The organism is Pseudomonas sp. BN414 (genome assembly GCF_029871275.1).
In the GTDB taxonomy this organism is placed as follows: Bacteria; Pseudomonadota; Gammaproteobacteria; order Pseudomonadales; family Pseudomonadaceae; genus Metapseudomonas; species Metapseudomonas resinovorans_C.
The window spans coordinates 172,568-194,445 of record NZ_SSOL01000078.1 but is presented as its reverse complement, the minus strand read 5'-3'; the positions used below and the strand labels follow the sequence as shown (position 1 = coordinate 194,445).

At 63.8% G+C, this 21,878-nt stretch carries 20 protein-coding genes; 14 read left to right on the top strand and 6 right to left on the bottom strand.

The annotated features are described in order from the left end of the window. Positions 1–47: 47 nt before the first annotated feature. The 4 genes from E8E95_RS26235 to E8E95_RS26220 all read right to left on the bottom strand — a co-directional run bounded on the left by E8E95_RS26235 (position 48) and on the right by E8E95_RS26220 (position 5,334). Positions 48–1,874, bottom strand: a complete 1,827-nt coding sequence (locus E8E95_RS26235; RefSeq protein WP_280355044.1) for a molecular chaperone — start codon at positions 1,872–1,874, stop codon at positions 48–50. 189 nt (positions 1,875–2,063) lie between these two features. Continuing rightward, positions 2,064–2,927 (bottom strand): archaetidylserine decarboxylase, encoded by an 864-nt coding sequence (asd, locus tag E8E95_RS26230; protein ID WP_077523765.1) that lies wholly within the window; start codon positions 2,925–2,927, stop codon positions 2,064–2,066. 22 nt (positions 2,928–2,949) lie between these two features. Continuing rightward, positions 2,950–3,765, bottom strand: coding sequence for a thiosulfate sulfurtransferase (gene rhdA / locus E8E95_RS26225; RefSeq protein WP_280355042.1), 816 nt, complete (start codon positions 3,763–3,765; stop codon positions 2,950–2,952). A gap of 45 nt (positions 3,766–3,810) precedes the next feature. Further along, positions 3,811–5,334, bottom strand: a complete 1,524-nt coding sequence (locus E8E95_RS26220) for an HDOD domain-containing protein (protein ID WP_280355040.1) — start codon at positions 5,332–5,334, stop codon at positions 3,811–3,813. Between the two features lie 117 nt (positions 5,335–5,451). Between E8E95_RS26220 and motA the strand changes: the two genes are divergently transcribed. Both motA and motB read left to right on the top strand, forming a co-directional pair. After that, positions 5,452–6,303, top strand: coding sequence for a flagellar motor stator protein MotA (motA, locus tag E8E95_RS26215; protein WP_077523762.1), 852 nt, complete (start codon positions 5,452–5,454; stop codon positions 6,301–6,303). 10 nt (positions 6,304–6,313) lie between these two features. After that, positions 6,314–7,363: a flagellar motor protein MotB gene (motB, locus tag E8E95_RS26210; protein ID WP_280355038.1), complete on the top strand. Its 1,050-nt coding sequence runs from the start codon at positions 6,314–6,316 to the stop codon at positions 7,361–7,363. Between the two features lie 63 nt (positions 7,364–7,426). Here motB and rsgA read toward each other — a convergent pair whose 3' ends face one another. Next, complete coding sequence (gene rsgA, locus E8E95_RS26205) at positions 7,427–8,458, bottom strand: small ribosomal subunit biogenesis GTPase RsgA (RefSeq protein ID WP_280355036.1); 1,032 nt, start codon at positions 8,456–8,458, stop codon at positions 7,427–7,429. 95 nt (positions 8,459–8,553) lie between these two features. On the opposite strand from rsgA, the gene orn reads away from it, so the two are divergent. Continuing rightward, positions 8,554–9,096: an oligoribonuclease gene (gene orn / locus E8E95_RS26200; protein ID WP_179062433.1), complete on the top strand. Its 543-nt coding sequence runs from the start codon at positions 8,554–8,556 to the stop codon at positions 9,094–9,096. Between the two features lies 1 nt (position 9,097). Here the strand turns inward: orn and queG are convergent, their stop codons facing one another. Further along, positions 9,098–10,168, bottom strand: a complete 1,071-nt coding sequence (gene queG, locus E8E95_RS26195; RefSeq protein WP_280355034.1) for a tRNA epoxyqueuosine(34) reductase QueG — start codon at positions 10,166–10,168, stop codon at positions 9,098–9,100. 68 nt (positions 10,169–10,236) lie between these two features. Between queG and E8E95_RS26190 the strand changes: the two genes are divergently transcribed. The 11 genes from E8E95_RS26190 (at position 10,237) to E8E95_RS26140 (ending at position 21,802) form a co-directional block, all read left to right on the top strand. Then, complete coding sequence (locus E8E95_RS26190) at positions 10,237–11,736, top strand: NAD(P)H-hydrate dehydratase (RefSeq protein WP_280355033.1); 1,500 nt, start codon at positions 10,237–10,239, stop codon at positions 11,734–11,736. After that, a complete protein-coding gene (tsaE, locus tag E8E95_RS26185; protein WP_280355031.1) occupies positions 11,724–12,191 on the top strand; it encodes a tRNA (adenosine(37)-N6)-threonylcarbamoyltransferase complex ATPase subunit type 1 TsaE in 468 nt (155 codons plus the stop codon). The genes E8E95_RS26190 and tsaE overlap by 13 nt, the downstream gene beginning before the upstream one ends. Positions 12,192–12,199: 8 nt before the next feature. Further along, on the top strand, positions 12,200–13,636 hold the full coding sequence (locus E8E95_RS26180; RefSeq protein ID WP_280355434.1) for an N-acetylmuramoyl-L-alanine amidase: 1,437 nt from the start codon (positions 12,200–12,202) through the stop codon (positions 13,634–13,636). Continuing rightward, a complete protein-coding gene (gene mutL, locus E8E95_RS26175; RefSeq protein WP_280355029.1) occupies positions 13,633–15,510 on the top strand; it encodes a DNA mismatch repair endonuclease MutL in 1,878 nt (625 codons plus the stop codon). Before E8E95_RS26180 ends, mutL begins: the two co-directional genes overlap by 4 nt. A 2-nt stretch (positions 15,511–15,512) precedes the next feature. Then, a complete protein-coding gene (miaA, locus tag E8E95_RS26170; RefSeq protein ID WP_280355027.1) occupies positions 15,513–16,487 on the top strand; it encodes a tRNA (adenosine(37)-N6)-dimethylallyltransferase MiaA in 975 nt (324 codons plus the stop codon). Positions 16,488–16,586: 99 nt separating this feature from the next. After that, a complete protein-coding gene (gene hfq / locus E8E95_RS26165; protein ID WP_003453015.1) occupies positions 16,587–16,841 on the top strand; it encodes an RNA chaperone Hfq in 255 nt (84 codons plus the stop codon). A gap of 12 nt (positions 16,842–16,853) precedes the next feature. Next, on the top strand, positions 16,854–18,155 hold the full coding sequence (hflX, locus tag E8E95_RS26160; RefSeq protein ID WP_280355026.1) for a ribosome rescue GTPase HflX: 1,302 nt from the start codon (positions 16,854–16,856) through the stop codon (positions 18,153–18,155). Positions 18,156–18,251: 96 nt separating this feature from the next. Then, the gene (gene hflK, locus E8E95_RS26155; protein WP_280355024.1) at positions 18,252–19,421 is read left to right on the top strand and encodes an FtsH protease activity modulator HflK; all 1,170 of its coding nucleotides are present in this window, start codon (positions 18,252–18,254) and stop codon (positions 19,419–19,421) included. Next, on the top strand, positions 19,421–20,290 hold the full coding sequence (hflC, locus tag E8E95_RS26150) for a protease modulator HflC (RefSeq protein ID WP_077523749.1): 870 nt from the start codon (positions 19,421–19,423) through the stop codon (positions 20,288–20,290). The genes hflK and hflC overlap by 1 nt, the downstream gene beginning before the upstream one ends. A 107-nt stretch (positions 20,291–20,397) precedes the next feature. After that, the gene (locus E8E95_RS26145; protein ID WP_077523748.1) at positions 20,398–20,583 is read left to right on the top strand and encodes a DUF2065 family protein; all 186 of its coding nucleotides are present in this window, start codon (positions 20,398–20,400) and stop codon (positions 20,581–20,583) included. A 34-nt stretch (positions 20,584–20,617) separates the two neighbouring features. Then, on the top strand, positions 20,618–21,802 hold the full coding sequence (locus E8E95_RS26140; protein WP_280355021.1) for an ATP phosphoribosyltransferase regulatory subunit: 1,185 nt from the start codon (positions 20,618–20,620) through the stop codon (positions 21,800–21,802). Positions 21,803–21,878 lie beyond the last annotated feature (76 nt).

Below are 21,878 nucleotides of genomic sequence, written 5' to 3'. Positions count from 1 at the left end.
GCGCCGAACGAGCGCGAATAGGCGACGAATGGTGATGAGTCCGGAATCTACAGTGACTTCCATAGTGAGTCAAAATCTTCCTCGCCACCCTGTGGCTGGGTTCCCGAACCGGTTGCCGGTTTCCCTTGTGGAGGTGTCGGCTGCTCGAAAGTCCGGTACTCGAATTGGTTGAAACTGCCCGTACTGGTGAGGCGCCGGGTCAGGACGGCACGGTGCTCGTCGCCATGCAGATTGATCTGCACCCTGTTGCCTTCCTGGAAGGGTAGTCGCGGAGTGATCAGGGTGGCGGGGCGGGAAATGGCGCCGATGGCCGGGAGCAGCAGGGCTCGCAGGTAGTGACTGTTCTGCTCGCCCTTGCGTAGCAGTAGCACGCCACAGGATTGCGCCTGGGGTGCCACCAGTTCGATGCCCATCTGCGTGCCGCCACCGCGTACCTGGCGAATCCAGCGTACGGCGGCAATGCTCCAGCCCTGGCCGGGTGCATCCTGCACGCCGAGCAGTTCGCCGGCCTGCAACTGGCTGGGAACTTCCTTCGGCCAGCTCAGGCAGTAGCCGCCCGGGCTGTGGTTGACCACGGCGACATTGAATGTCGGATAGCTTTCCGGTGCGTTACTGCTCTGGGGCGGCGGGGCGCCGCTCTCAGCCGCAGGCCTGGAGTACTCGATTTCTTCCAGCGGCATGCCCGGCTGCCAACCTTGCGTGGGTTGGGCGTCGAAAGCGTTGGCCCAGATATCTTTGGCGGTTTGTTTGGTGGCCATATCGAACACCGCCTGGCCGATATCTTCCTGCAGCTTGAGCACTTCGCTGAAGGGGCGGCTGCCAGCGAGGAAGAAGTGCAGCGCACTCATGCCGATGCACAGGGTCAGGCTGCCCTGGCCGGGATTGCGCTGGAAGGTGCGCTCGGAAATGTCGCCCCAGGCCGAACTCACATGCTGCAGGAGGTCGAGGGTCAGGCCCTCGGCCATCGGCAGGCGCGATTGGTTGCGCTGCTCGGCCGGCAGCAGCAGGTATTCCTTGATGGCATCCACCAGCGGCAGCGGATCGAGGCCGAGCAAGGTGCGCGGTTCGACTTCCTGGAACAGCGACTTGTAGCGGGGCGGGCCGTCGAGCTGCGGCGCCACGGCGAAGAGGCTGGAAGGCAGTTCCGCCGGCTGCAGTCTTACCAGCGCACTCCAGGGCTCCAGAATTTCCGCGAGGCGCGCGATACCGTTCTGGCGCATCTGGTTGCAGCGGGCGCAACCCAGCAGCAGGGCGACCAGGTAGGTCTGCTCGACGCTCAGCCCAGCGGTATGGCGGGCGAGCGGGTCGCGCACGGTCACGCGATGGAGCTGACGGCTCTGGGCCAGTTGGTAGAGCTGGTGCAGTTCCAGCCAGAGGCCTTCGGGGACCGGACAATAAAGCTGGCTGGAGCGAATGAGGGGGCCGTTCAGGCTGTGCACTGCGCGCTGCAGGGCGATGGCGAGGAACTGGGCGCGCTCGCGGTCGCGGGTCGGGCGAGGCGATTCCTGCACGATGATCAGTTTGTAACCGATCGCCAGATGGTTCTGCAGGGCCTGGCAGAGGTTGGCGACTTTGCGCGGACGCTCATCCAGGACGATCGACTGGCCGAGGAAGTGGCGTTCCAGGTGCTGGCAGACGAAGTGCACCTCTGGGCGCATCAGTTCCAGCAATTGCAGGCGGTTTTCGGTCGGAGTGACGAATTGGTTGAGTTCCACCAGTGCCTGATAAAGCTGGCGAGCGGTTTCGCCGAGATTGGCCTTGGGCAGGTGGGAGATCCAGCGTTTCAGCTCACGAGGGGTGGCATCGCAGAAGGACAGGCTCTGTTTGCTAGGCGCTGGTACGCGCAACAGCAGGTGAGGGCTCTGGTGCTCCATTCGGATCAGTTTCTCCGAATTCTCATACGGGGGAAAAGGTTGAATCTCAGCACTCTATCAGCATCTTTAGCCGGTCGCAGCCTATCCATGGCCGGGCTGTAGAGGCGTTGGCAGATTCCTGTGGACCTGTGCCGCATTCCTGATCCGACCCCGATCGAACCCAGCGGTTCGACCGGGATCAGCGCCAGGTCAGGCACTCTTCGGCGTGGCCAGAAGCTGGCCCATGCGTACCTGGCTACCGGGCCAGGCACTTTCGGCCCAATTCACCTGATCCGGCCCGAACAGGACGATGGCGGTGGAGCCCAGCTTGAAGCGGCCGATCTCATCACCCTTCTCCAGCGTGATGGGTGCGCGCGCGCTTTCGTCGTAGCTGAAGGTTTTCAGTTCGCGCTTGGGCGGCGTGACCAGGCCGGCCCAGGTGGTTTCGATCGAAGCGACGATCATCGCCCCCACCAGCACCACGGCCATCGGGCCGCGTTCGGTGTCGAAGATGCACACGACCCGCTCGTTGCGGGCGAACAGTTCGGGCACGTTTTCGGCGGTGCTCTGGTTCACGGAGAACAGACGGCCAGGCACATAGACCATTTCCCGCAGCGTTCCACCCAGGGGTGCGTGCACGCGGTGGTAGTCCTTGGGCGACAGGTACACGGTGGCGAACTCGCCGCCCATGAAGGGCGCAGCGCGATCAGCGTCGCCGCCCAGCAGTTCGAGCACGCTGAAGCTGTGGCCCTTGGCCTGGAAGCAGCGGCCGTGCTCGATCGGGCCGATCTGGCTGATGGCACCGTCGGCCGGGCAGAGGATGGCGCCGGGGGTTTCGTCCAGCGGACGGGCGCCAGGCTTCAGCGCACGGGTGAAGAAATCGTTGAAGTGCTGGTAGGCGGTGAGGTCCTCGACCAGCGCTTCGCCCATGTTCACCTGGTAGCGCTTGGCGAACCAGGCGGTGAAGGCATTCTTGAACCAGGGCACGCGGCACTCGGCGATGCAGCCGGCCAGGCGCGAAATCAGGTTATGCGGCAGCAGGTACTGGCTGATGATGAAGAGGCGTTCTTTCATTGGTTTTCCTTGATGGTGAGCTTCAGAGCTCGACCGGGGTGTCCGGATGGTTGCCCCACTCGGACCACGAGCCGGCGTAGCCTTTCACGCGTGGGTAGCCCAGGGCCTTGGCGACCAGGTAGGTGAAGCCCGAGCGGTGGTGCGTCTGGCAATGGGTGACGATTTCCTTGTCCGGGGTAATGCCCAGGGACTGGAGGATCTCGGCCATATCGGTGCGAATTCGCATGGCGCGTGCCGGGTCCATGCCAGCGGTCCACTCGAAGTTGACCGCGCCGGGGATATGCCCACCCTTGGCGGCCAGCACCTTGGTGCCGTTGTATTCGCCGGGGCCACGGGCATCCCAGATGGCCAGGTCGGCGGCGCCGAGGCGGCTCTGGATGTACTCGCGAGTCGCGGTGGGCTCGTCATGCAAGGTCAAGGGAATCGGGCCGCCGACCGCAGCCGGAACGACATCGCTGGTTTCCCGGCCTTCGGCCAGCCAGGCATGCAGGCCGCCGTCCAGGTAGTGGTAACGCTGATGGCCGATGACATCGAGCAGCCAGATGAAGCGGCCGGCCCAGCCGCCACCTTCATCGTCGTAGACCACATAGGTGGCATCGGCGCGATGACCCAGTTCGCCGAACAGCGCTTCGAGGTCGGCCTTGGCGGGCAGCAGGCCCGGTGCCGGCGGCTGGCCGAGCTGGGTGCGCTTAGGATCGACGAATCGAGCACCCGGAACATGGCCCGCCGCGTAACGGGCGGCACTGGTGAGGTTGACCAGGATCAGCTCGTCGGCACCAAGCAGGGGCGCCAGCTCGGCCGGTTCGATCACCAGCGGCAGGTTGGAGAAGGCGGACATGGAAGCCTCCAGTAATGGGCAAAGTGGCAGATTGTATAGGAAAGCCTAGCGCCCGCGGCTGGCGAAGCTGGCGAGGGCGCGCTCGATGCACTGCGCGGTCTTGGCGAAGGCGCGCAGGCTGAGTTCGGCGAAGGGGGCTCCGTCCTGGTCGGCCACCACCAGCATGGCCACCCGGCCATTCACGGCGATGGAGCGGAGCAGGATGTGGTGGCCCGGGAACAGGCTTTTCAGCTGGCCGGGTAACAGCGCGGAGAATTGCGCCATGTTGTCAGGCCCCAGGCGCAGCTGACCGGGTTGCGCCAGCAAACGCCGCAGCAGCTGGCTCTGGCTGGGGTCCAGTTGCAGTCCGTTGGCTTCTTTCGGCAACCCCGCCTGGTGCTGGGCGAGCAAGCGGCTGTGATTGCGATCAGCCAGCAACAGCAGGACACGGCGCATGCCACCGCTTTGCAGGGCGTCGCGCGCGCATGCGGCGAGTTGCACGACGTTGGTGAAGGGGCTGGGGTCGCGGAGCAGTTCACCGCAGAACCGGCGCCAGTCTACCAGTGCGGCGCTGTCAGGCGGCGGCGCGGCGGCCGGTTCACGTTTGAGGCGATGCTGGTTCCAGGGCCAGAGCAGGGCTTCGGCCGGGTGCCAGAGGTCGCTGCGGCCATGCAGGCGCCCGCTCTGCGCTGCGTGCTGGTGGACCTGCTGTTGCAGTTCGGCGAGCGGCACCTTCATGAACAAGCCGGTGAGACGCTGCCAGCGCAGACTGTGCCCGTCGCCCCAGCCGACATGGGCGGACATCGCCAGGCCGTTGGCCAGCAGGACAGTGTTGCCCGGCTGGGTCAGCCAGCGAGCCAGGGTTGGGTTGCTGTCCAGTTGCTGCTGCTGGTGCAGCGGATGTTCATTGTCGCGGGCGATGTGCAAGGCCTGCACCAGCAGGCGGCGGTCCTCGTTCAGCAGGCGATAGCCCTGGATGATCCAGTCAGGCAGCTTCCAGTGCGTGGCCAGCGCTTGGCAGAGGCGCAGCAGCGGCACCCCGAGCAATTCGCGTTCGACCTTGCGGGCCGGCTCGCCTTCGCCCAGCACGCGTTTCTCCCAGGTATCGAGGAGTTCCGGGTGGCTGGCCAGCAACGGCCACAGGGGAGAAAGGAACAGCAGGCTGCACCAGTGGATTTCCTGCCAGAGGCGGGCCAGGCGGGCGGCGAACAGGCCATTGGCCTGCTGGGCGGCATGCTGGCTGATCAATTGCAGTTGCCGCAGGCCGTGAGGGATTTCTTCTTCGGGCACGGCCGGCAGGCGGCCGAGCAGCACTTCCGCGCGTTTCAGGCCGAGTCGGCTCAGAGCGACTTCCAGGCTTTCCGCTGGACTGCTCAGCATATTGGCGCTGGCGTTGGCCTCTCGCAGCAGGCTGAGCGCAAGGGCAGGGCTGTCCTGGGTGAGATCGGCGATATCGCGCAGGGAGCGGCGGTTGTCGCCCAAGGCGCGGCGGACTCTTTCATGGGCGGCGGCGGGAACGGGCAGGCGAACCCCATCAAGGTGCTTGATCCAGCCTTCGAGGCTGCGTGGCATGGGCTTTGCGGTTGACATAGGGGGCCGCCAATCTGGCTTTTCGCCTGAACAGGCTATAGTCTGGCGCATATCTTCCGATAATTAGAAGGGGCTCTTTTCATAACCCTTTCTACTGACTCTTCAAGCTCCCTTCCTATGGCAAAAATCATCGGCATCATCGTCGTATTCGCCAGCGTGCTCGGCGGATACATCCTGTCCCACGGCAAGATCGCCGCACTGATCCAGCCCTTCGAGGTAATGATCATCGGCGGTGCTGCGCTGGGTGCCTTCCTGCAGGCCAACCCCGGCAGCACGACAATGATCGTGTTCAAGAAGTCGCTGAAGATGTTCGGTTCCCGCTTCACTCACGGGTTCTACCTGGAAGTGCTACGGCTGCTCTACGAAATCCTCAACAAGAGCCGTCGCGAAGGGATGATGGCCATCGAGGCCGACATCGAAGACGCGCCCGCCAGTCCGATCTTCAGCAAGTATCCCGGCATCCTCAAGGATGAGCGGATGACTGCCTACATCTGCGACTACTTGCGCATCATGTCCTCCGGCAACATGGCGCCTCACGAACTGGAAGGCCTGTTCGACATGGAGCTGGCCAGCCTGAAGGAAGAGCTGGAGCACCCGGCCCACGCGGTCAACCGCATCGCCGACGGCCTGCCGGGCTTCGGTATCGTCGCGGCGGTACTCGGCATCGTGGTCACCATGGCCATGTTGGGCGAGGCCGAGCAGGCAGCGCTGGGCCAGCACGTGGGGGCGGCGCTGGTGGGTACCTTCCTCGGTATTCTCGCGGCTTACGGCTTCTTCGGCCCGCTGGCAGTGTCGCTGGAGCACGACGCTCGCGAGGAATTGAACGTGTTCGAGTCCATCAAGGCCTGCCTGGTAGCCTCGGCTTCCGGCATGCCGCCGTCCCTGGCAGTGGAGTTCGGCCGCAAGACGCTGTTCCCGGCCCACCGCCCGAGCTTCAGCGAGCTGGAGCAGGCCGTACGCGGCAGCTGAAGGCTGAGTCATGGAGAACAATCAGCCCATCATCGTAAAGCGCGTCAAGCGCTACGCCGCCGGGCACCACGGCGGCGCATGGAAGATCGCCTTCGCCGACTTCGCCACCGCGATGATGGCCTTCTTCCTGGTGCTGTGGCTGATGTCGTCGGCCACTCCGGAGCAGAAGAAGGCCATTTCCGGCTACTTCAAAGACCCCATCGGCTTTACCGAGAGCGCCAGTCCTTATGTCATCGACCTGGGTGGTACGCCGACGCCTGCACCTGACCGCACGCTCAATCCGGAGTTGAAGGACGCCCCTGACTCCCAGGATTCGGCGATCGATTCCACAGAAAAGGCGCCGGTGGATGCCAGCCAGGTGGAAACACTGGCCGACCAGATCGAGCGGGAACGCTTGGAATTGTTGCTGCAGGAATTGCAGAACAAGGTCGAAGAGAACCCCGAACTGCGCAAATTCAAAGACCAGATCCTCTTCGAGATCACCCAGGACGGCCTGCGTATCCAGATCATGGATGCGGCCAATCGGCCCATGTTCGACCTCGGCAGCGCGCGCCTGCAGCCGTACTTCGAAGACATCCTGCTGATCCTCGCCGAGACCATCAAGGCGGTGCCCAACAAGATCAGCATCAGCGGGCATACCGACGCCAAGCCCTATGCGGGGGATGGCGAGTTCGGCAACTGGGAGCTTTCCGCTGGTCGTGCCAATGCTGCGCGACGGACCCTGATCGCCGGTGGTTACCCGGACGAGCAGGTGGCGCGGGTGGTGGGTTATGCGTCGTCGGCGTTGTTCGACCGCAAGGACCCGTTCAACCCCGTGAACCGCCGTATCGACATCATCGTCCTGACCAAGAAGGCGCAGCGCGCCATCGAGGGTGAGCAGGGCGATGCCGCCAAGCCTGAGGAACCGCCGGTGCAGCCCGAACCACCCGCCAGTGGAAGTGTCGCGCCGGAAGCACCATCGAACGAGCCGGCAGTGCCCACCCAGCCGCGTGAACTGCGGGAGAAGCTGAATATCTTCGAGGATGGCGTGCTGAAGATGGACGAGCCCAAAGGGCAGTGATCCATCCGAAAAACTGAAAGGCCACGCAATGCGTGGCCTTTTTTTTGCGGGTTAGCTGCCGGCTCAGTACTCGTCGGTTGGCAGGCTGGAAAGGATGTGTCGGTAACTGGCCATTCGCTGCGGATGCACGCGGCCGTCTTCCAGGGCCTTCAGCAGGGCACATCCAGGTTCCCGGTCGTGCTTGCAGTCGCGGAACCGACAGGTTCCGAGTAGCTCGTTGAACTCGACGAAGCCGGCCTCGACATCGCTACGGCTGACATGCCCTAGGCCGAACTCGCGGATACCGGGGGAGTCGATCAGCTCGCCGCCGCCCGGGAAGTGGAACAGGCGCGCCGTCGTGGTGGTGTGGGTGCCCTTGCCGGTGAGTTCGGACAGCGCGCCTACGCGGGTGTCCACGCCCGGCAAGAGGCTGTTGACCAGCGACGACTTGCCCACGCCGGACTGGCCGACGAACACGCTGATGTGGCCGTCGAGCCGGGCCATCAGGTCTTCCATGCCGCCGCCTTCGCGCGCCGATACTTCCAGCAGCGGGTAGCCCAGCTGGCGATACACGCCGAGCAGGTCGTCGAGCATGGCGGCGTTTTCGTCATCCACCAGATCGGCCTTGTTCAGCAGTAGCAGCGGGTGGATGCCAGCGTGCTCGGCAGCGATCAGGTAACGGTCAATCAGGTTGGCGTGCGGATGCGGGAGCGGGGCGAAGACGATGACGATCTGGTCGACGTTGGCCGCCACCGGCTTGAGCACGCCTCGCATGTCCGGTCGGCACAGCTCGGAGCTGCGGGGCAGCTGGGCGACGATCACGCCGCTGCCCTGATTGCCGTGGCGCCAGACGACGCGATCACCGGTCACCAGGGGTGGCAGGTTGGCGCGCAAGTGGCAGCGCACCACTTCGCCGGCCTGTTCGCCGTCCAGGGCTTCGACCTCCACCTGGACGCCGAAGTGGGCGATCACCAGGCCCGTCTGCTCGGGGCCGAGGTCGCCACCCTCGAGCTCTTCGAGTGCGCGCGACTCCCGCTTGGCTGCGCGGGCGGCGCGCTCCTCTTGAATTTTCTCGATGCGCCAGCTCTGCCGGCGGGTAAGTTGGCGTTTGGCCATGGTGGTTCCGCTTGGAAAAAACCGCGCGAGTTTAGCACGCAGCCCGCAGCAGCAGGCTCTAAGCTAGAATGCGCGTCTTGCCCTGGAGACCGAATATGCAGAATGCCCTGAACCTGATCTGGATCGATCTGGAAATGACCGGCCTGAACCCGGATACGGACGTCATCATCGAAATGGCCACCATCGTGACGGACAGCGAGCTGAACGTCCTGGCCGAAGGTCCGACCATTGCGATCCATCAGAGCGATGAGATTCTTGCTGGCATGGATGAGTGGAACACCCGTCAACATGGCCAGAGCGGTCTGACCCAGCGCGTACGCGAGAGCCGTATCAGCATGGCGGAAGCCGAGGCGCAGACCCTGACTTTCCTCGAACAATGGGTGCCCAAGGGCAAGTCGCCGATCTGTGGCAACAGCATCTGCCAGGACCGCCGCTTCCTCTATCGGCACATGCCGCAACTGGAGGCCTACTTCCACTACCGCAACCTGGACGTTTCCACCGTCAAGGAACTGGCCGCGCGCTGGTCGCCGAAAGTGCGTGAAGGGGTGAAGAAGAGCAGCAGCCACCTGGCAATGGACGACATCCGTGATTCGATCGCGGAGCTTCAGCACTACCGCGAGCACTTCTTCAAGATCTGATTCAGGCGCCGCTTGCCCTGTGCCGGGCAAGCGCCCACTCCACATGCTCGCGAACCAGCGCCGAGGGATGCTCGCGGCGCAGGTTGAGCGCCTCCAGTACCGGAATGCTCGAAGGAGCATTGCCCAGTCCCACCGCCAGATTGCGTAGCCAGCGCTCATAGCCGGCGCGGCGCAGTGGCGAGCCTTCGGTGCGACTCAGGAATTCTTCCTCGCTCCAGCGGAAAAGCTCCGCCAGCTCGGCGTTGTCCAGGCCATGGCGCGGCTGGAAATCGCCTTCATCCGACGGGCGGGCGAAGCGGTTCCACGGGCAGACCATCTGGCAATCGTCGCAGCCGAATACCCGATTGCCGATCAGCGGGCGCAAATCTTCGGGAATGCTGCCCTTGTATTCGATGGTCAGGTAGGAGATGCAGCGCCGCGCGTCCAACTGATAGGGGCCTGTGAACGCGGCGGTCGGGCAGATATCCATGCAGGCCGAGCAACGGCCGCAATGTTCGCTGCCGTGCGGTGCGTCCACCGGTAGCGGGGCATCGACGAACAGCTCGCCGAGGAAGAAGTAGCTCCCCGCCTTGCGATTGAGAACCAGGGTGTTCTTGCCGATCCAGCCCAGGCCGGCCTTCTCCGCAATGGCTTTCTCCAGTACCGGTGCGCTGTCGACGAAGGCGCGATAGCTGAACGGTCCTATCGCCTTCTCGATGCGTTCGGCCAGGTGCTGCAGGCGCTTGCGGATCAGCTTGTGATAGTCGCGGCCCAGGGCGTAGCGCGATACATAGGCCTTTTCCGGCTGGCCCAGCACCTTGGCCATGCGCGTGTCGCCGGGCAGGTAATCCATGCGCAGGGAAATCACGCGCAAAGTGCCCGGCACCAGCTCGTCAGGGTGGGAGCGCTTGCTGCCATGCGCGGCCATATAGTCCATCTCGCCCTGGTAGCCGGCGTCCAGCCATCGCTGCAGATGGTGCTCGTGTTCGCCGAGTTCCACATCGGTGATGCCCACCTGCTGAAAGCCCAGCTCTCGGCCCCATTCCTTGATGGATTGGGCGAGGGAGGCGAGATCTTGCGTGGAAAGGATCATGCTGGGGCGGGAAACCGGTGGCGAGGTGGATATAATTCTGCCAGACCTCGCAGCCGTAACCGAATCCGATGCTTTCCTCCCGCGACGACCTGCCACTTTCACTTCATAGCGCCGCCCAGGTGCGGGGCCTCGATGCCCGTCTGATTGCGGCGGGTACCCCGGGTTTCGAACTGATGCAACGCGCCGCCCATGCGACCTGGCGTGCCTTGCGCCGACGATGGCCGGAGGCGGGTAGCCTCAGCGTGCTGGCCGGGCGTGGCAATAATGCCGGCGATGGTTATCTGGTCGCTGCCTTGGCCCTGCGCGCTGGCTGGCGGGTGAAAGTCCTGGCTGTGGGCGCTGCGGATGCGTTGGTTGGGGATGCCGCATTGGCACGGGACGAAGCCGTTGCCGCCGGGATCGCCATCCAGCCCTGGAGCGAATGCGCCGTGCTCGAAGGCGTCATAGTCGATGCGCTGCTGGGTACCGGCCTTGCTGGCGCAGTGCGCGAGCCCTATGCGCAGGCCATCCGCCTGCTCAATGCCAGCGGCCTGCCGGTGCTGGCTGTGGATATTCCGTCCGGCCTCTGTGCCGATACCGGTCGTGTACTGGGTGTTGCGGTGCGCGCGGATCTGACGGTGACCTTTATCGGGCTCAAGCTGGGCCTTTTCACGGCGGATGCGCCGAACCAGGTCGGCGAACTGGTGTTCGATGATCTGCAGGCCGACGCCTCGCTGGTCGCTGCAACGCCCCGTGTCGCCGAGCGCATGGCGGCGGGCAGTCTGCAACGCCTGGCGCCGCGGCCGCGTACCGCTCACAAAGGGCAGTTCGGGCACCTGCTGGTCGTGGGCGGTGATCGCGGACTGGGCGGAGCGGCACTGCTATCGGCGGAGAGTGCGCTGCGCAGCGGCGCCGGGCTGGTATCCCTGGCGACCCGGCCGGAGCATGTTGCAGCCGCCCTGGCGAGGTGTCCGGAGGTGATGTGTGCCGGGATCAGCTCCGCCAATCAATTGCTAGCCTTGGCCGAGAAGGCCGATGTGCTGGTGGTGGGGCCGGGGCTGGGGCAGGGCGCCTGGGGGCGCAGCCTGCTCAGCGTCGTGGTCGGCCTGGAGGCTCCCCAGGTCTGGGACGCCGATGCGCTCAATTTGCTGGCGAACAATCTGGCCGAACTGCCTGCGGGTTCGGTGATCACGCCGCATCCGGGCGAGGCTGCGCGCCTGCTCGGCGTTCCGACAGCCGAGGTGCAGGCTGATCGGCCGCGCGCGGCCCTCGCGCTGGCGCAGAAATTCAATGCTGTCGTCCTGTTGAAGGGCGCTGGCAGTCTGGTGGCGGCCCCCGATGGCCGTCTCGCACTCTGTGATCGTGGTCATCCGGTAATGGCCGGGGCAGGGCTGGGCGATGTGCTCGCCGGGCTGATCGGCGCCCTGCTGGCGCAGGGGATGGACGGCTATGCCGCCACCTGCCTTGCGGTCTGGCTGCATGCCAATGCGGGCGAGAACCTGGCCCGCGCGGGCCGGGGGCTGGCGGCCAGCGATCTGATTCCGACCATTCGTCAGTTGCTCGAGGAGTTTGCACCGTGCCTGAAGTGATCCTGTATGCCGAAGGCGAGGACGCCATGATGTCCCTCGGCGCCCGTCTGGCGACCCTGACCGAAGGGCACGGCATTCTCTATCTGCACGGGGATCTGGGAGCGGGCAAAACCACGCTATCTCGCGGCCTCCTGCGGGGGTTGGGTCATGCCGGTGCGGTGAAAAGTCCCACCTTCACCCTGGTGGAGCCTTATGAAATAGGTGACAAGCGCGCCTTCCATTTCGATCTATACCGCCTGGCCGACCCGGAGGAACTGGAATTTCTGGGTATCCGCGACTACTTCGAAGGCGACGCCTTGTGTCTGATCGAGTGGCCTCAGCGGGGCGCCGGCATTTTGCCAAAGGCCGACCTGGACATTAACATTACGCCGCAAGCGGGCGGCCGTTCGCTGCGTTTTTCGCCACATACCAAACGTGGCGAAGCATGGTGTGCCGCCCTGGCCTTGGGAGCATGAAAACAAAGATGGGGTGGGGTATGCGCTCGCGCGCACTGTTTGCCGGGATTGGGGTTCTGCTCGCGGCGTTCGCCGCTGATGTCCTGGCTGCCGCGGAGGTCCGCGGGGTGCGGCTTTGGCGCGCGCCTGACAATACCCGCCTGGTCTTCGATCTATCCGGACCGGTGCAACATTCCGTATTCACCCTGACGGCTCCCAACCGCATCGTCATCGATATCAATGGCGCCCAGCTGGCTACCAAGCTGGAGCAGTTGTCGCTCAGCAATACGCCGATCACCAGTGTTCGCTCTGCCCAGCGCACCCCCACCGACCTGCGGGTGGTGATCGATATATCGTCCACCGTGACGCCGAAAAGCTTTTTCCTGGCGCCCAACCAGCAGTACGGCAACCGCCTGGTAGTGGACCTGTTCGATCAGGAAGCCGCCGCCAAAGAGGCCAGCGCGCCCCAGGTGGCCACTGCGCCGACTACGCCGCAACCGCCCGTGACTCCTACCCAGCCGGCACCCAGCAAGCTGCCGCCAGCACCGGGTGGCAAGCGCGACATCGTGGTTGCAATCGACGCCGGCCACGGCGGCGAAGACCCCGGTGCCCTTGGGCCCAAGGGCCAGCACGAGAAAAACGTGACCCTGGCCATCGCCAAGGAACTGCAGCGCCAGATCAGCCAGGAGAAAGGCTTCCGCGCCGAATTGGTGCGTACTGGCGATTATTTCATCCCGTTGCGTAAACGCACCGAGATCGCCCGCAAGAAAGGCGCTGACCTGTTTGTTTCCATTCATGCCGACGCTGCGCCCAGCCGCAGTGCCTTCGGTGCCTCGGTGTTCGCCCTGTCGGACCGCGGTGCCACTTCGGAAACCGCCCGTTGGTTGGCCGATAACGAAAACCGCTCCGACCTGATCGGCGGTGTGGGCAGTGTCAGCCTCGACGACAAGGATCGGATGCTTGCTGGCGTGCTGCTCGACCTGTCGATGACGGCAACGTTGTCTTCCAGCCTCAATGTCGGGCAGAAGGTGCTGTCCAACGTCGGCCAGGTCACTTCCTTGCACAAGCGCCGGGTGGAGCAGGCAGGGTTCATGGTGCTGAAGTCGCCGGATATCCCCTCGATCCTCGTGGAAACCGGGTTCATCTCCAACCACAACGAATCCCAGAAGCTGGCATCGCCGGGCCACCAGCAGGCCTTGGCGCGCTCGATCAGGACCGGGGTGAAGCAATTCTTCCAGCAGAACCCGCCGCCCGGTACCTACATCGCCTGGCTGCGTGATCAGGGCAAGATCGCCATAGGCCCGCGTGAGCATATTGTCACCTCCGGGGAGAGCCTGGCGCTGATCGCCCAGCGTTACGAAGTGAGCGTGGCGACACTGCGCAAGGCCAATTCGCTGTCCAACGACAACGTCAAGGTCGGTCAGGTCCTGAACATTCCTGCCGCGACCCTGGCGGCACAGCCATGAGCGAGCCGGCGCGCATCCAGCTGCTGAGTCCGCGGCTGGCGAACCAGATTGCCGCCGGTGAGGTGGTCGAACGTCCCGCGTCCGTCATCAAGGAACTTCTGGAAAACAGCCTGGATGCTGGCGCGCGCCGTATCGACGTCGAAGTCGAGCAGGGTGGCGTCAAGCTGCTGCGGGTTCGCGACGATGGCGGCGGTATTCCCCCTGACGACCTGCCCCTGGCACTGGCGCGCCACGCCACCAGCAAGATTCGCGACCTGGAAGACCTGGAGCGGGTGATGAGCCTGGGCTTCCGCGGCGAAGCGCTCGCCTCGATCAGTTCCGTCGCGCGGCTGACCATGACTTCGCGCACCGCCGATGCCGACCAGGCCTGGCAGGTGGAAACCGAGGGGCGCGACATGGAGGCGCGGGTCCAGCCCGCTGCGCATCCGGTGGGCACCTCGGTGGAGGTTCGTGACCTGTTCTTCAATACCCCGGCGCGGCGCAAGTTCCTGCGTGCCGAGAAAACAGAGTTCGACCATCTGCAGGAAGTCATCAAGCGCCTGGCCCTGGCCCGCTTCGATGTGGCTTTCCACCTGCGGCACAACGGCAAGACCATCTTCGCGCTCCATGAAGCACGCGACGCCATCGCCCGCGCCCGCCGGGTCGCTACGGTGTGCGGTCCTGCCTTCCTGGAGCAGGCGTTGCCCATCGAGGTCGAGCGCAATGGCTTGCATCTTTGGGGTTGGGTGGGCCTGCCTACCTTTTCCCGTAGCCAGGCCGATCTGCAGTACTTCTATGTGAACGGCCGCATGGTGCGCGACAAGCTGGTGGCCCACGCTGTACGCCAGGCCTACCGGGATGTGCTCTACAACGGCCGGCATCCGACCTTCGTACTGTTCTTCGAGGTTGATCCTGCAGTGGTCGACGTCAATGTGCACCCGACCAAGCACGAAGTGCGCTTCCGCGATAGCCGCATGGTTCATGACTTCCTCTACGGCACGCTGCACCGCGCCTTGGGTGAAGTGCGTCCGGAGGACCAGCTCGCTGCGCCTGCCGCTACCGACGCGGTTGTCCGGCCGAGTGGTCTTGCCGCAGGTGAATTCGGTCCCCAGGGCGAAATGAGCCTGGCGGCCAACGTCCTGGAGCGCCCGTCGTCCCAGCCGGCCTGGAATCCGCCTGTTGGTGGCTACCAGGCGCCACGTCCGCAACCAGTCGTGCCAATTGCCGAGGCTCAGGGCGCCTATCGCGAGTTTTTCGCGCCGCTGTCGACGGCTTCTGCACCGGCTGCGCTGCCGGAGTCCCAGGGCGATGTGCCGCCGCTGGGCTACGCCCTGGCGCAGCTCAAGGGCATATACATCCTCGCGGAGAACGCCCAGGGGCTGGTGCTGGTGGATATGCATGCGGCCCATGAGCGCATTACCTACGAGCGCCTGAAAGTGGCCATGGCCAGCGAAGGGCTCAAGGGGCAGCCGCTCCTGGTGCCGGAATCCATTGCAGTCAGCCAGCGCGAGGCGGATTGCGCCGAGGAGCATGGCGAGTGGTTCCGCCGTCTTGGCTTCGAGCTGCAGCGCCTGGGTCCGGAAACCCTGGCCATCCGCCAGATCCCGGCACTGTTGAAACAGGCCGAGGCCTCCCAGTTGGTGCGTGATGTGCTTTCTGATCTGCTGGAATACGGCACGAGCGACCGTATCCAGGCGCACCTCAACGAGCTTCTGGGCACCATGGCTTGTCACGGTGCTGTGCGGGCGAATCGTCGCCTGACCCAGCCGGAAATGAATGCCCTGCTGCGCGACATGGAGCACACGGAGCGCAGCGGCCAATGCAACCACGGGCGTCCGACCTGGACCCAATTGGGCATGGATGACCTGGATAAACTGTTCCTTCGTGGTCGCTGAGCATGGCTGAAAGGCTGCCACCGGCAATCTTCCTCATGGGCCCCACGGCCGCCGGCAAGACCGATCTTGCGCTGGAGCTGGCGCGAACCCTGCCTTGCGAGCTGATCAGCGTCGATTCGGCGTTGATCTATCGCGGCATGGATATCGGTACCGCCAAGCCGGATAAGGCCACCCTGGCCGAGTTTCCCCATCGCCTCATCGATATCCGTGATCCGGCAGAGAGCTATTCGGCCGCGGAATTCCGCACTGATGCCCTGGCTGCGATGGCGGAAATCACTGCCAAGGGGCGGATTCCGCTGCTGGTGGGGGGCACCATGCTTTATTACAAGGCATTGCTGGAAGGGTTGGCGGATATGCCCAGCGCCGATCCCGATGTGCGTGCCGAACTGGAGGCCCGGGCGGCTCGCGAGGGCTGGGATGCGCTGCATCGGGAGCTGGCAGCGATCGATCCGGAGTCCGCGGCGCGCATCCATCCCAACGATCCGCAGCGTCTGACAAGGGCGCTTGAGGTCTACAAGGTCAGCGGGCTCACCATGACCGCCCACCGACAGCGGCAAGCTGCGCAAAATACGGCCGAGAACACGCCAGGAACGGCGCATTTGCCGTATACTGTCGCGCACTTGGCTATTGCGCCGGCCCAGCGTCAGGTGTTGCACGAAAGAATTGCGCAACGTTTTCGTTTGATGCTGGAACAGGGTTTCATCGAAGAGGTCGAAGCGCTGCGCTGCAGAAGTGATTTGCATGCAGGGTTGCCGTCGATAAGGGCGGTCGGCTATCGCCAGGCCTGGGATTACCTGGATGGCGTGCTGACCCGGAACGAGATGGAAGAGCGCGGCATTATCGCCACCCGCCAACTCGCCAAGCGACAGTTCACCTGGTTGCGCAGTTGGTCCGATCTGCACTGGTTGGACAGTCTTGCTTGCGACAATCTGCCGCGTACCTTGAAATACCTGAAGTCGGTCTCCATATTGAACTGAGACCTCACCGGTTACCGTCTATCCTTGGGGGTAGGGCGGGACCAGTCATCTTTCTTGTCATTTGAAAACTAAAAACTTTTCCCTAAAGGAGTGCGGCACATGTCAAAAGGGCATTCGCTACAAGACCCTTACCTCAATACCCTGCGTAAGGAACGCGTACCGGTTTCCATCTATCTGGTGAACGGCATCAAGCTGCAGGGCCAGATCGAATCGTTCGACCAGTTCGTGATTCTGCTGAAGAACACTGTCAGCCAGATGGTCTACAAACACGCCATTTCCACTGTGGTACCGAGCCGCCCCGTACGTCTGCCCAGCGCTTCCGAGCAAGAGCAGCCTGAGCCGGGTAACGCCTGATAGGAGACTGCTTTGTTTTTCGAACGCCCTGGTGGTGGTGAACGAGCCATTCTGGTTCATCTGGAAGGCCAAAATCCCGAGGCGCGCGAAGACCCGCAGGAGTTCCTGGAACTTGCTCGTTCGGCCGGTGCGGATACAGTGGCATTCGTCTCTGTTTCCCGTCACCAGCCAACGGCGAAGTATCTAATCGGCAGCGGCAAGGTCGATGAGTTGCATGACCTGGTCAGGGCCGAGAAGGCTGAGCTGGTCATCTTCAATCACACCCTCACACCCAGTCAGGAGCGCAACCTCGAGCGCGCTTTTGAATGCCGGGTGCTCGACCGTACCGGTCTGATTCTCGATATCTTCGCCCAGCGTGCACGTACCCATGAAGGCAAGCTGCAGGTCGAACTGGCCCAGCTGGATCACATGAGTACGCGTCTGGTACGCGGCTGGACTCACCTTGAGCGGCAGAAAGGCGGTATCGGCCTGCGCGGTCCCGGTGAAACCCAGCTGGAAACCGACCGTCGCTTGCTGCGTGTGCGCATTCGCCAGATCAAGCAGCGTCTTGAAAAGGTCCGCAGCCAGCGCGAGCAGGCCCGTCGTGGGCGCAAGCGTGCGGATATTCCCTCGGTGTCCCTGGTCGGCTATACGAACGCTGGCAAGTCCACGCTGTTCAATTCGCTGACCACGTCCGAGGTTTATGCCGCTGACCAGCTGTTCGCCACCCTCGACCCGACCCTGCGCCGGCTCGAACTGGATGACCTCGGGCCGATCGTCCTGGCCGACACGGTAGGATTCATTCGACACCTGCCGCACAAGCTGGTCGAAGCCTTCCGGGCTACCCTTGAAGAATCGTCCAACTCCGATCTGCTGCTGCATGTGATCGATGCTCACGAGCCCGAACGCATGGCGCAGATCGAACAGGTGCTGGCGGTGCTGGGTGAGATCGGTGCTGAAGGCCTGCCTATGCTGGAGGTTTACAACAAGGTCGACCTGCTGGCGAACGTCGAGCCGCATATCCAGCGCGACGAGGATGGCAAGCCCGAGCGGGTCTGGTTGTCGGCGCGTGATGGTAGCGGTCTCGAGTTGCTGGAACAGGCTGTGGCCGAGTTGCTGGGTGATGACCTCTTCGTGGGTACCCTGCGTCTGCCACAGCGTTTTGGTCGGTTGCGGGCACAGTTCTTTGCCTTGGGTGCGGTACAGACCGAGGATCACAACGAGGCGGGGGATGCTCTGCTTGCAGTGCGTCTGCCGCGCGTTGAGCTGAATCGACTGGTCAGCCGAGAAGGCTGGCAGCCGAGCGAGTTTCTCGAGCAACACACTTTGCAATAAAGCCCGCTGAGGTGATTTTGCGGCGGGCCGCGGGCTTGGGTAGCATGGGCGGGCGCGCCGTGGGCGCGTCTTTGCTTTATCAGTATGGAGAGCGCTATGGCTTGGAACGAGCCGGGTGGCAACTCGAATAACCAGGACCCCTGGGGTGGGCGCCGTGGCGGCGACCGCAAAGGGCCACCGGACCTGGACGAGGCCTTCCGCAAGCTGCAGGACAGCCTGAACGGATTGTTCGGCAGCGGCAAGAAACGTGGCGGCGGCGACGAAGGTGGCGGCAGGTCGGGCGGTTTCGGCCTGCTTGGCATCGGCCTGGCCCTGCTTGCCGTGGTCTGGCTGTACAGCGCGGTTTATGTTGTGGACGAGCAGGAGCAGGCCGTGGTGCTGCGTTTCGGCAAGTACTACGAGACTGTCGGTCCTGGCCTGAACATCTACTTCCCGCCGATCGACCGCAAGTTCCAGGAGAACGTCACCCGCGAGCGCGCTTATAGCAAGCAGGGGCAGATGCTCACCGAGGACGAGAACATCGTCGAAGTACCGCTTACCGTCCAGTACAAGATCAGCAACCTCCAGGACTTCGTGCTGAACGTCGACCAGCCTGAGGTCAGCCTGCAGCATGCCACCGAGAGTGCCTTGCGCCATGTGGTCGGTTCTACCGAGATGGACCAGGTGCTGACCGAAGGTCGTGAGCTGATGGCCAGCGAAATCAAGGAGCGCCTGCAGCGCTTCCTCGATACCTATCGCACCGGTATCACCGTCACCCAGGTCAACGTACAGAGTGCGGCCGCGCCGCGCGAAGTGCAGGAAGCCTTCGACGACGTGATCCGAGCTCGCGAGGACGAGCAGCGCGCCAAGAACCAGGCCGAGGCCTATGCCAATGCCGTGGTTCCCGAGGCTCGTGGTCAGGCCCAGCGCATCATCGAGGATGCCAACGGTTACCGCGATGAAGTCGTTGCGCGCGCCGAAGGTGAGGCTGACCGCTTCATCAAGCTGCTCACGGAGTACCAGAAGGCGCCGGAAGTTACCCGCCAGCGCCTGTACCTGGAAACCATGCAGGATGTGCTGGCCAATACCAGCAAGGTTCTGGTTTCCGGCAAGGATGGGCAAAGCAACCTGCTCTACCTGCCGCTGGACAAGATGATCGATAACCGAGGTGCCAGCCAGGCTCCGGGTGCTCCGGCAGCGTCGGCCGCCGCGAGCGGCAGTGATCTCGGTTCGCGTGTCGCCACTGACTTGCAGCAGCGCAATTCGCGTTCCAGGGAGAGTCGCTGATGAGCAATAAATCGCTGTTTGCCCTGATCGGCGGCGTGGTGGTGGCCCTGCTCCTGTGGAGCAGCCTGTACATCGTGTCGCAGACCGAGAAGGCAGTGCTGCTGCAGTTCGGCCGCATCGTCGAGGCGAATGTCCAGCCCGGCCTGCACTTCAAGATTCCGTACGTCAACCAGGTGCGCAAGTTCGACGCGCGTCTGCTGACCCTGGACTCGCCCACACAGCGCTTCCTCACCCTTGAGAAGAAGGCAGTGATGGTGGATGCCTACGCCAAATGGCGAGTGGCTGATGCCGAGCGTTTCTACACCGCCACCTCCGGCATGAAGCAAATCGCCGACGAGCGCTTGTCCCGCCGCCTGGAAGCAGGCCTGCGCGACCAGTTCGGTAAGCGCACGCTGCATGAAGTGGTGTCCGGTGAGCGCGATGCGCTGATGGCTGACATCACCTCCGCCCTCAATCGCATGGCCAGCAAGGAGTTGGGCATCGAGGTCGTGGACGTTCGGGTGAAGGCCATCGACCTGCCCAAGGAAGTCAACCGCAGCGTGTTCGAGCGGATGAGTACCGAGCGGGAACGTGAGGCTCGTGAGCACCGTGCCAAGGGTTCGGAACTGGCTGAGGGTATCCGTGCGGATGCCGACCGCCAGCGTCGTGTGCTACTGGCCGAAGCCTATCGCGAAGCCGAGGAAACCCGCGGTGATGGCGATGCCAAGGCCGCTGCGATCTACGCCAAGGCATACGGGCAGGACCAGGAGTTCTACGCTTTCCACCGCAGCCTCCAGGCTTACCGTGAAAGCTTCGCCAACAAGAGCGACGTGATGGTGCTGGATCCCAATAGCGATTTCTTCCGCTATCTGGACAAGGCCGCACGCTGATACAAGTCCCCCGGCGGACGCTCATCGTCCGCCGGGGTGACCGTCAGGGAAAACGTGTTATCATGGGTCAGCCGGGAAATCCCGGCTTTTTTGCGTCCGCGGGAATCATGTGGCAGGAACTCGGCATTGCGTTTTGTCTGATGCTGGTGCTGGAAGGCATCCTGCCCTTCCTCTATCCGCGCCGTTGGCGCGCCGCGGTGCTTGGGGTGGCGGAGTTCAAAGACCGTCATCTCCGCCTGATGGGCCTGTCCAGCATGTTGCTGGGGACCGGCCTCCTTTATCTGCTTCACTGATGGCTTGCCGCCCGGTTGAGAGGGGATTGGCGAAATGGCAACGGTAGATCGCTGGCTGCTGCCAGACGGTATCGAAGAAGTACTGCCGCCCGAGGCGGCACGCATCGAGGCAGCCCGCCGCCAGGTGCTGGATCTGTTCCAGCGTTGGGGCTACGACTTCGTGGTCACTCCGCACATCGAATATCTCGAGTCCCTGCTGACCGGTGCCGGTCAGGACCTCGACCTGCGCACCTTCAAGGTGACCGACCCGCAGTCGGGCCACCTGATGGGATTCCGCGCAGACATCACGCCGCAGGTTGCGCGCATCGATGCTCACACCCTGCGTCGTGAAGGCCCGAATCGCCTGTGCTATGCCGGCAGCGTGCTGCACGCCAAGCCGCGAGCGCTATCCACTTCGCGCAGCCCGATCCAGTTGGGTGCTGAGCTTTACGGCGACGCCAGTCCGGCGAGCGACGTGGAGGTCATCAGCCTGATGCTGGAGATGCTCGAACTGGCCGCCGTGCCGGACGTGCATATGGACCTCGGCCATGTCGGGATCTATCGCGGGCTGGCCAAGGCCGCGGGTCTTTCCGGCGAGGTTGAGCGCAGCCTGTTCGACGCCCTGCAGCGCAAGGCAGTGGACGAGGTGGCCGAGCTCACCGAAGACCTGCCTCACGAACTGGCATCCATGCTCCGCTCCCTGGCCGAACTCTGCGGCAGCCGCGAAGTGCTGGATCTGGCTCAGGGCGTGCTGATGGATGCGCCGGAGGATGTGCATCGCGCACTGGACGAGCTGATCGCCATCGCCGATGCGCTGGAACTGCGCTATCCAGAGTTGCCGCTGTACTTCGACCTGGGCGAGCTGCGCGGTTACCACTATCACACCGGGGTGGTCTTTGCCGCCTTCGTGCCGGGCGTTGGGCAGTCCATCGCCCAGGGCGGTCGCTATGACGATATTGGCGCCGACTTCGGCCGGGCGCGCCCGGCCACCGGTTTCTCCACCGACCTGAAGACCCTGGTGACCCTGGGCAACATGTCGCTGGAACAAGAGATTTCTGGCATCTGGGCGCCGGACAGCCATGACCCGTACCTGTGGTACGAGGTCAAGCGCCTTCGCGCTGATGGCCAGCGCGTGGTGCAGGCCCTGCCGGGCCAGGAAGTGGCAAGCGCACAGGAAGCCGGCTGTGACCGCCAGCTTGTTCTGAGCGGTGGGCGTTGGCAGGTGGCGGCGCTTTCCTGAGACGTTTCAAGGCCGGTGCTGAACTGCCGGCCGCTAACGATTATCCGTGTTTTCCGCCGGCGGCTGCCGGCTCCGA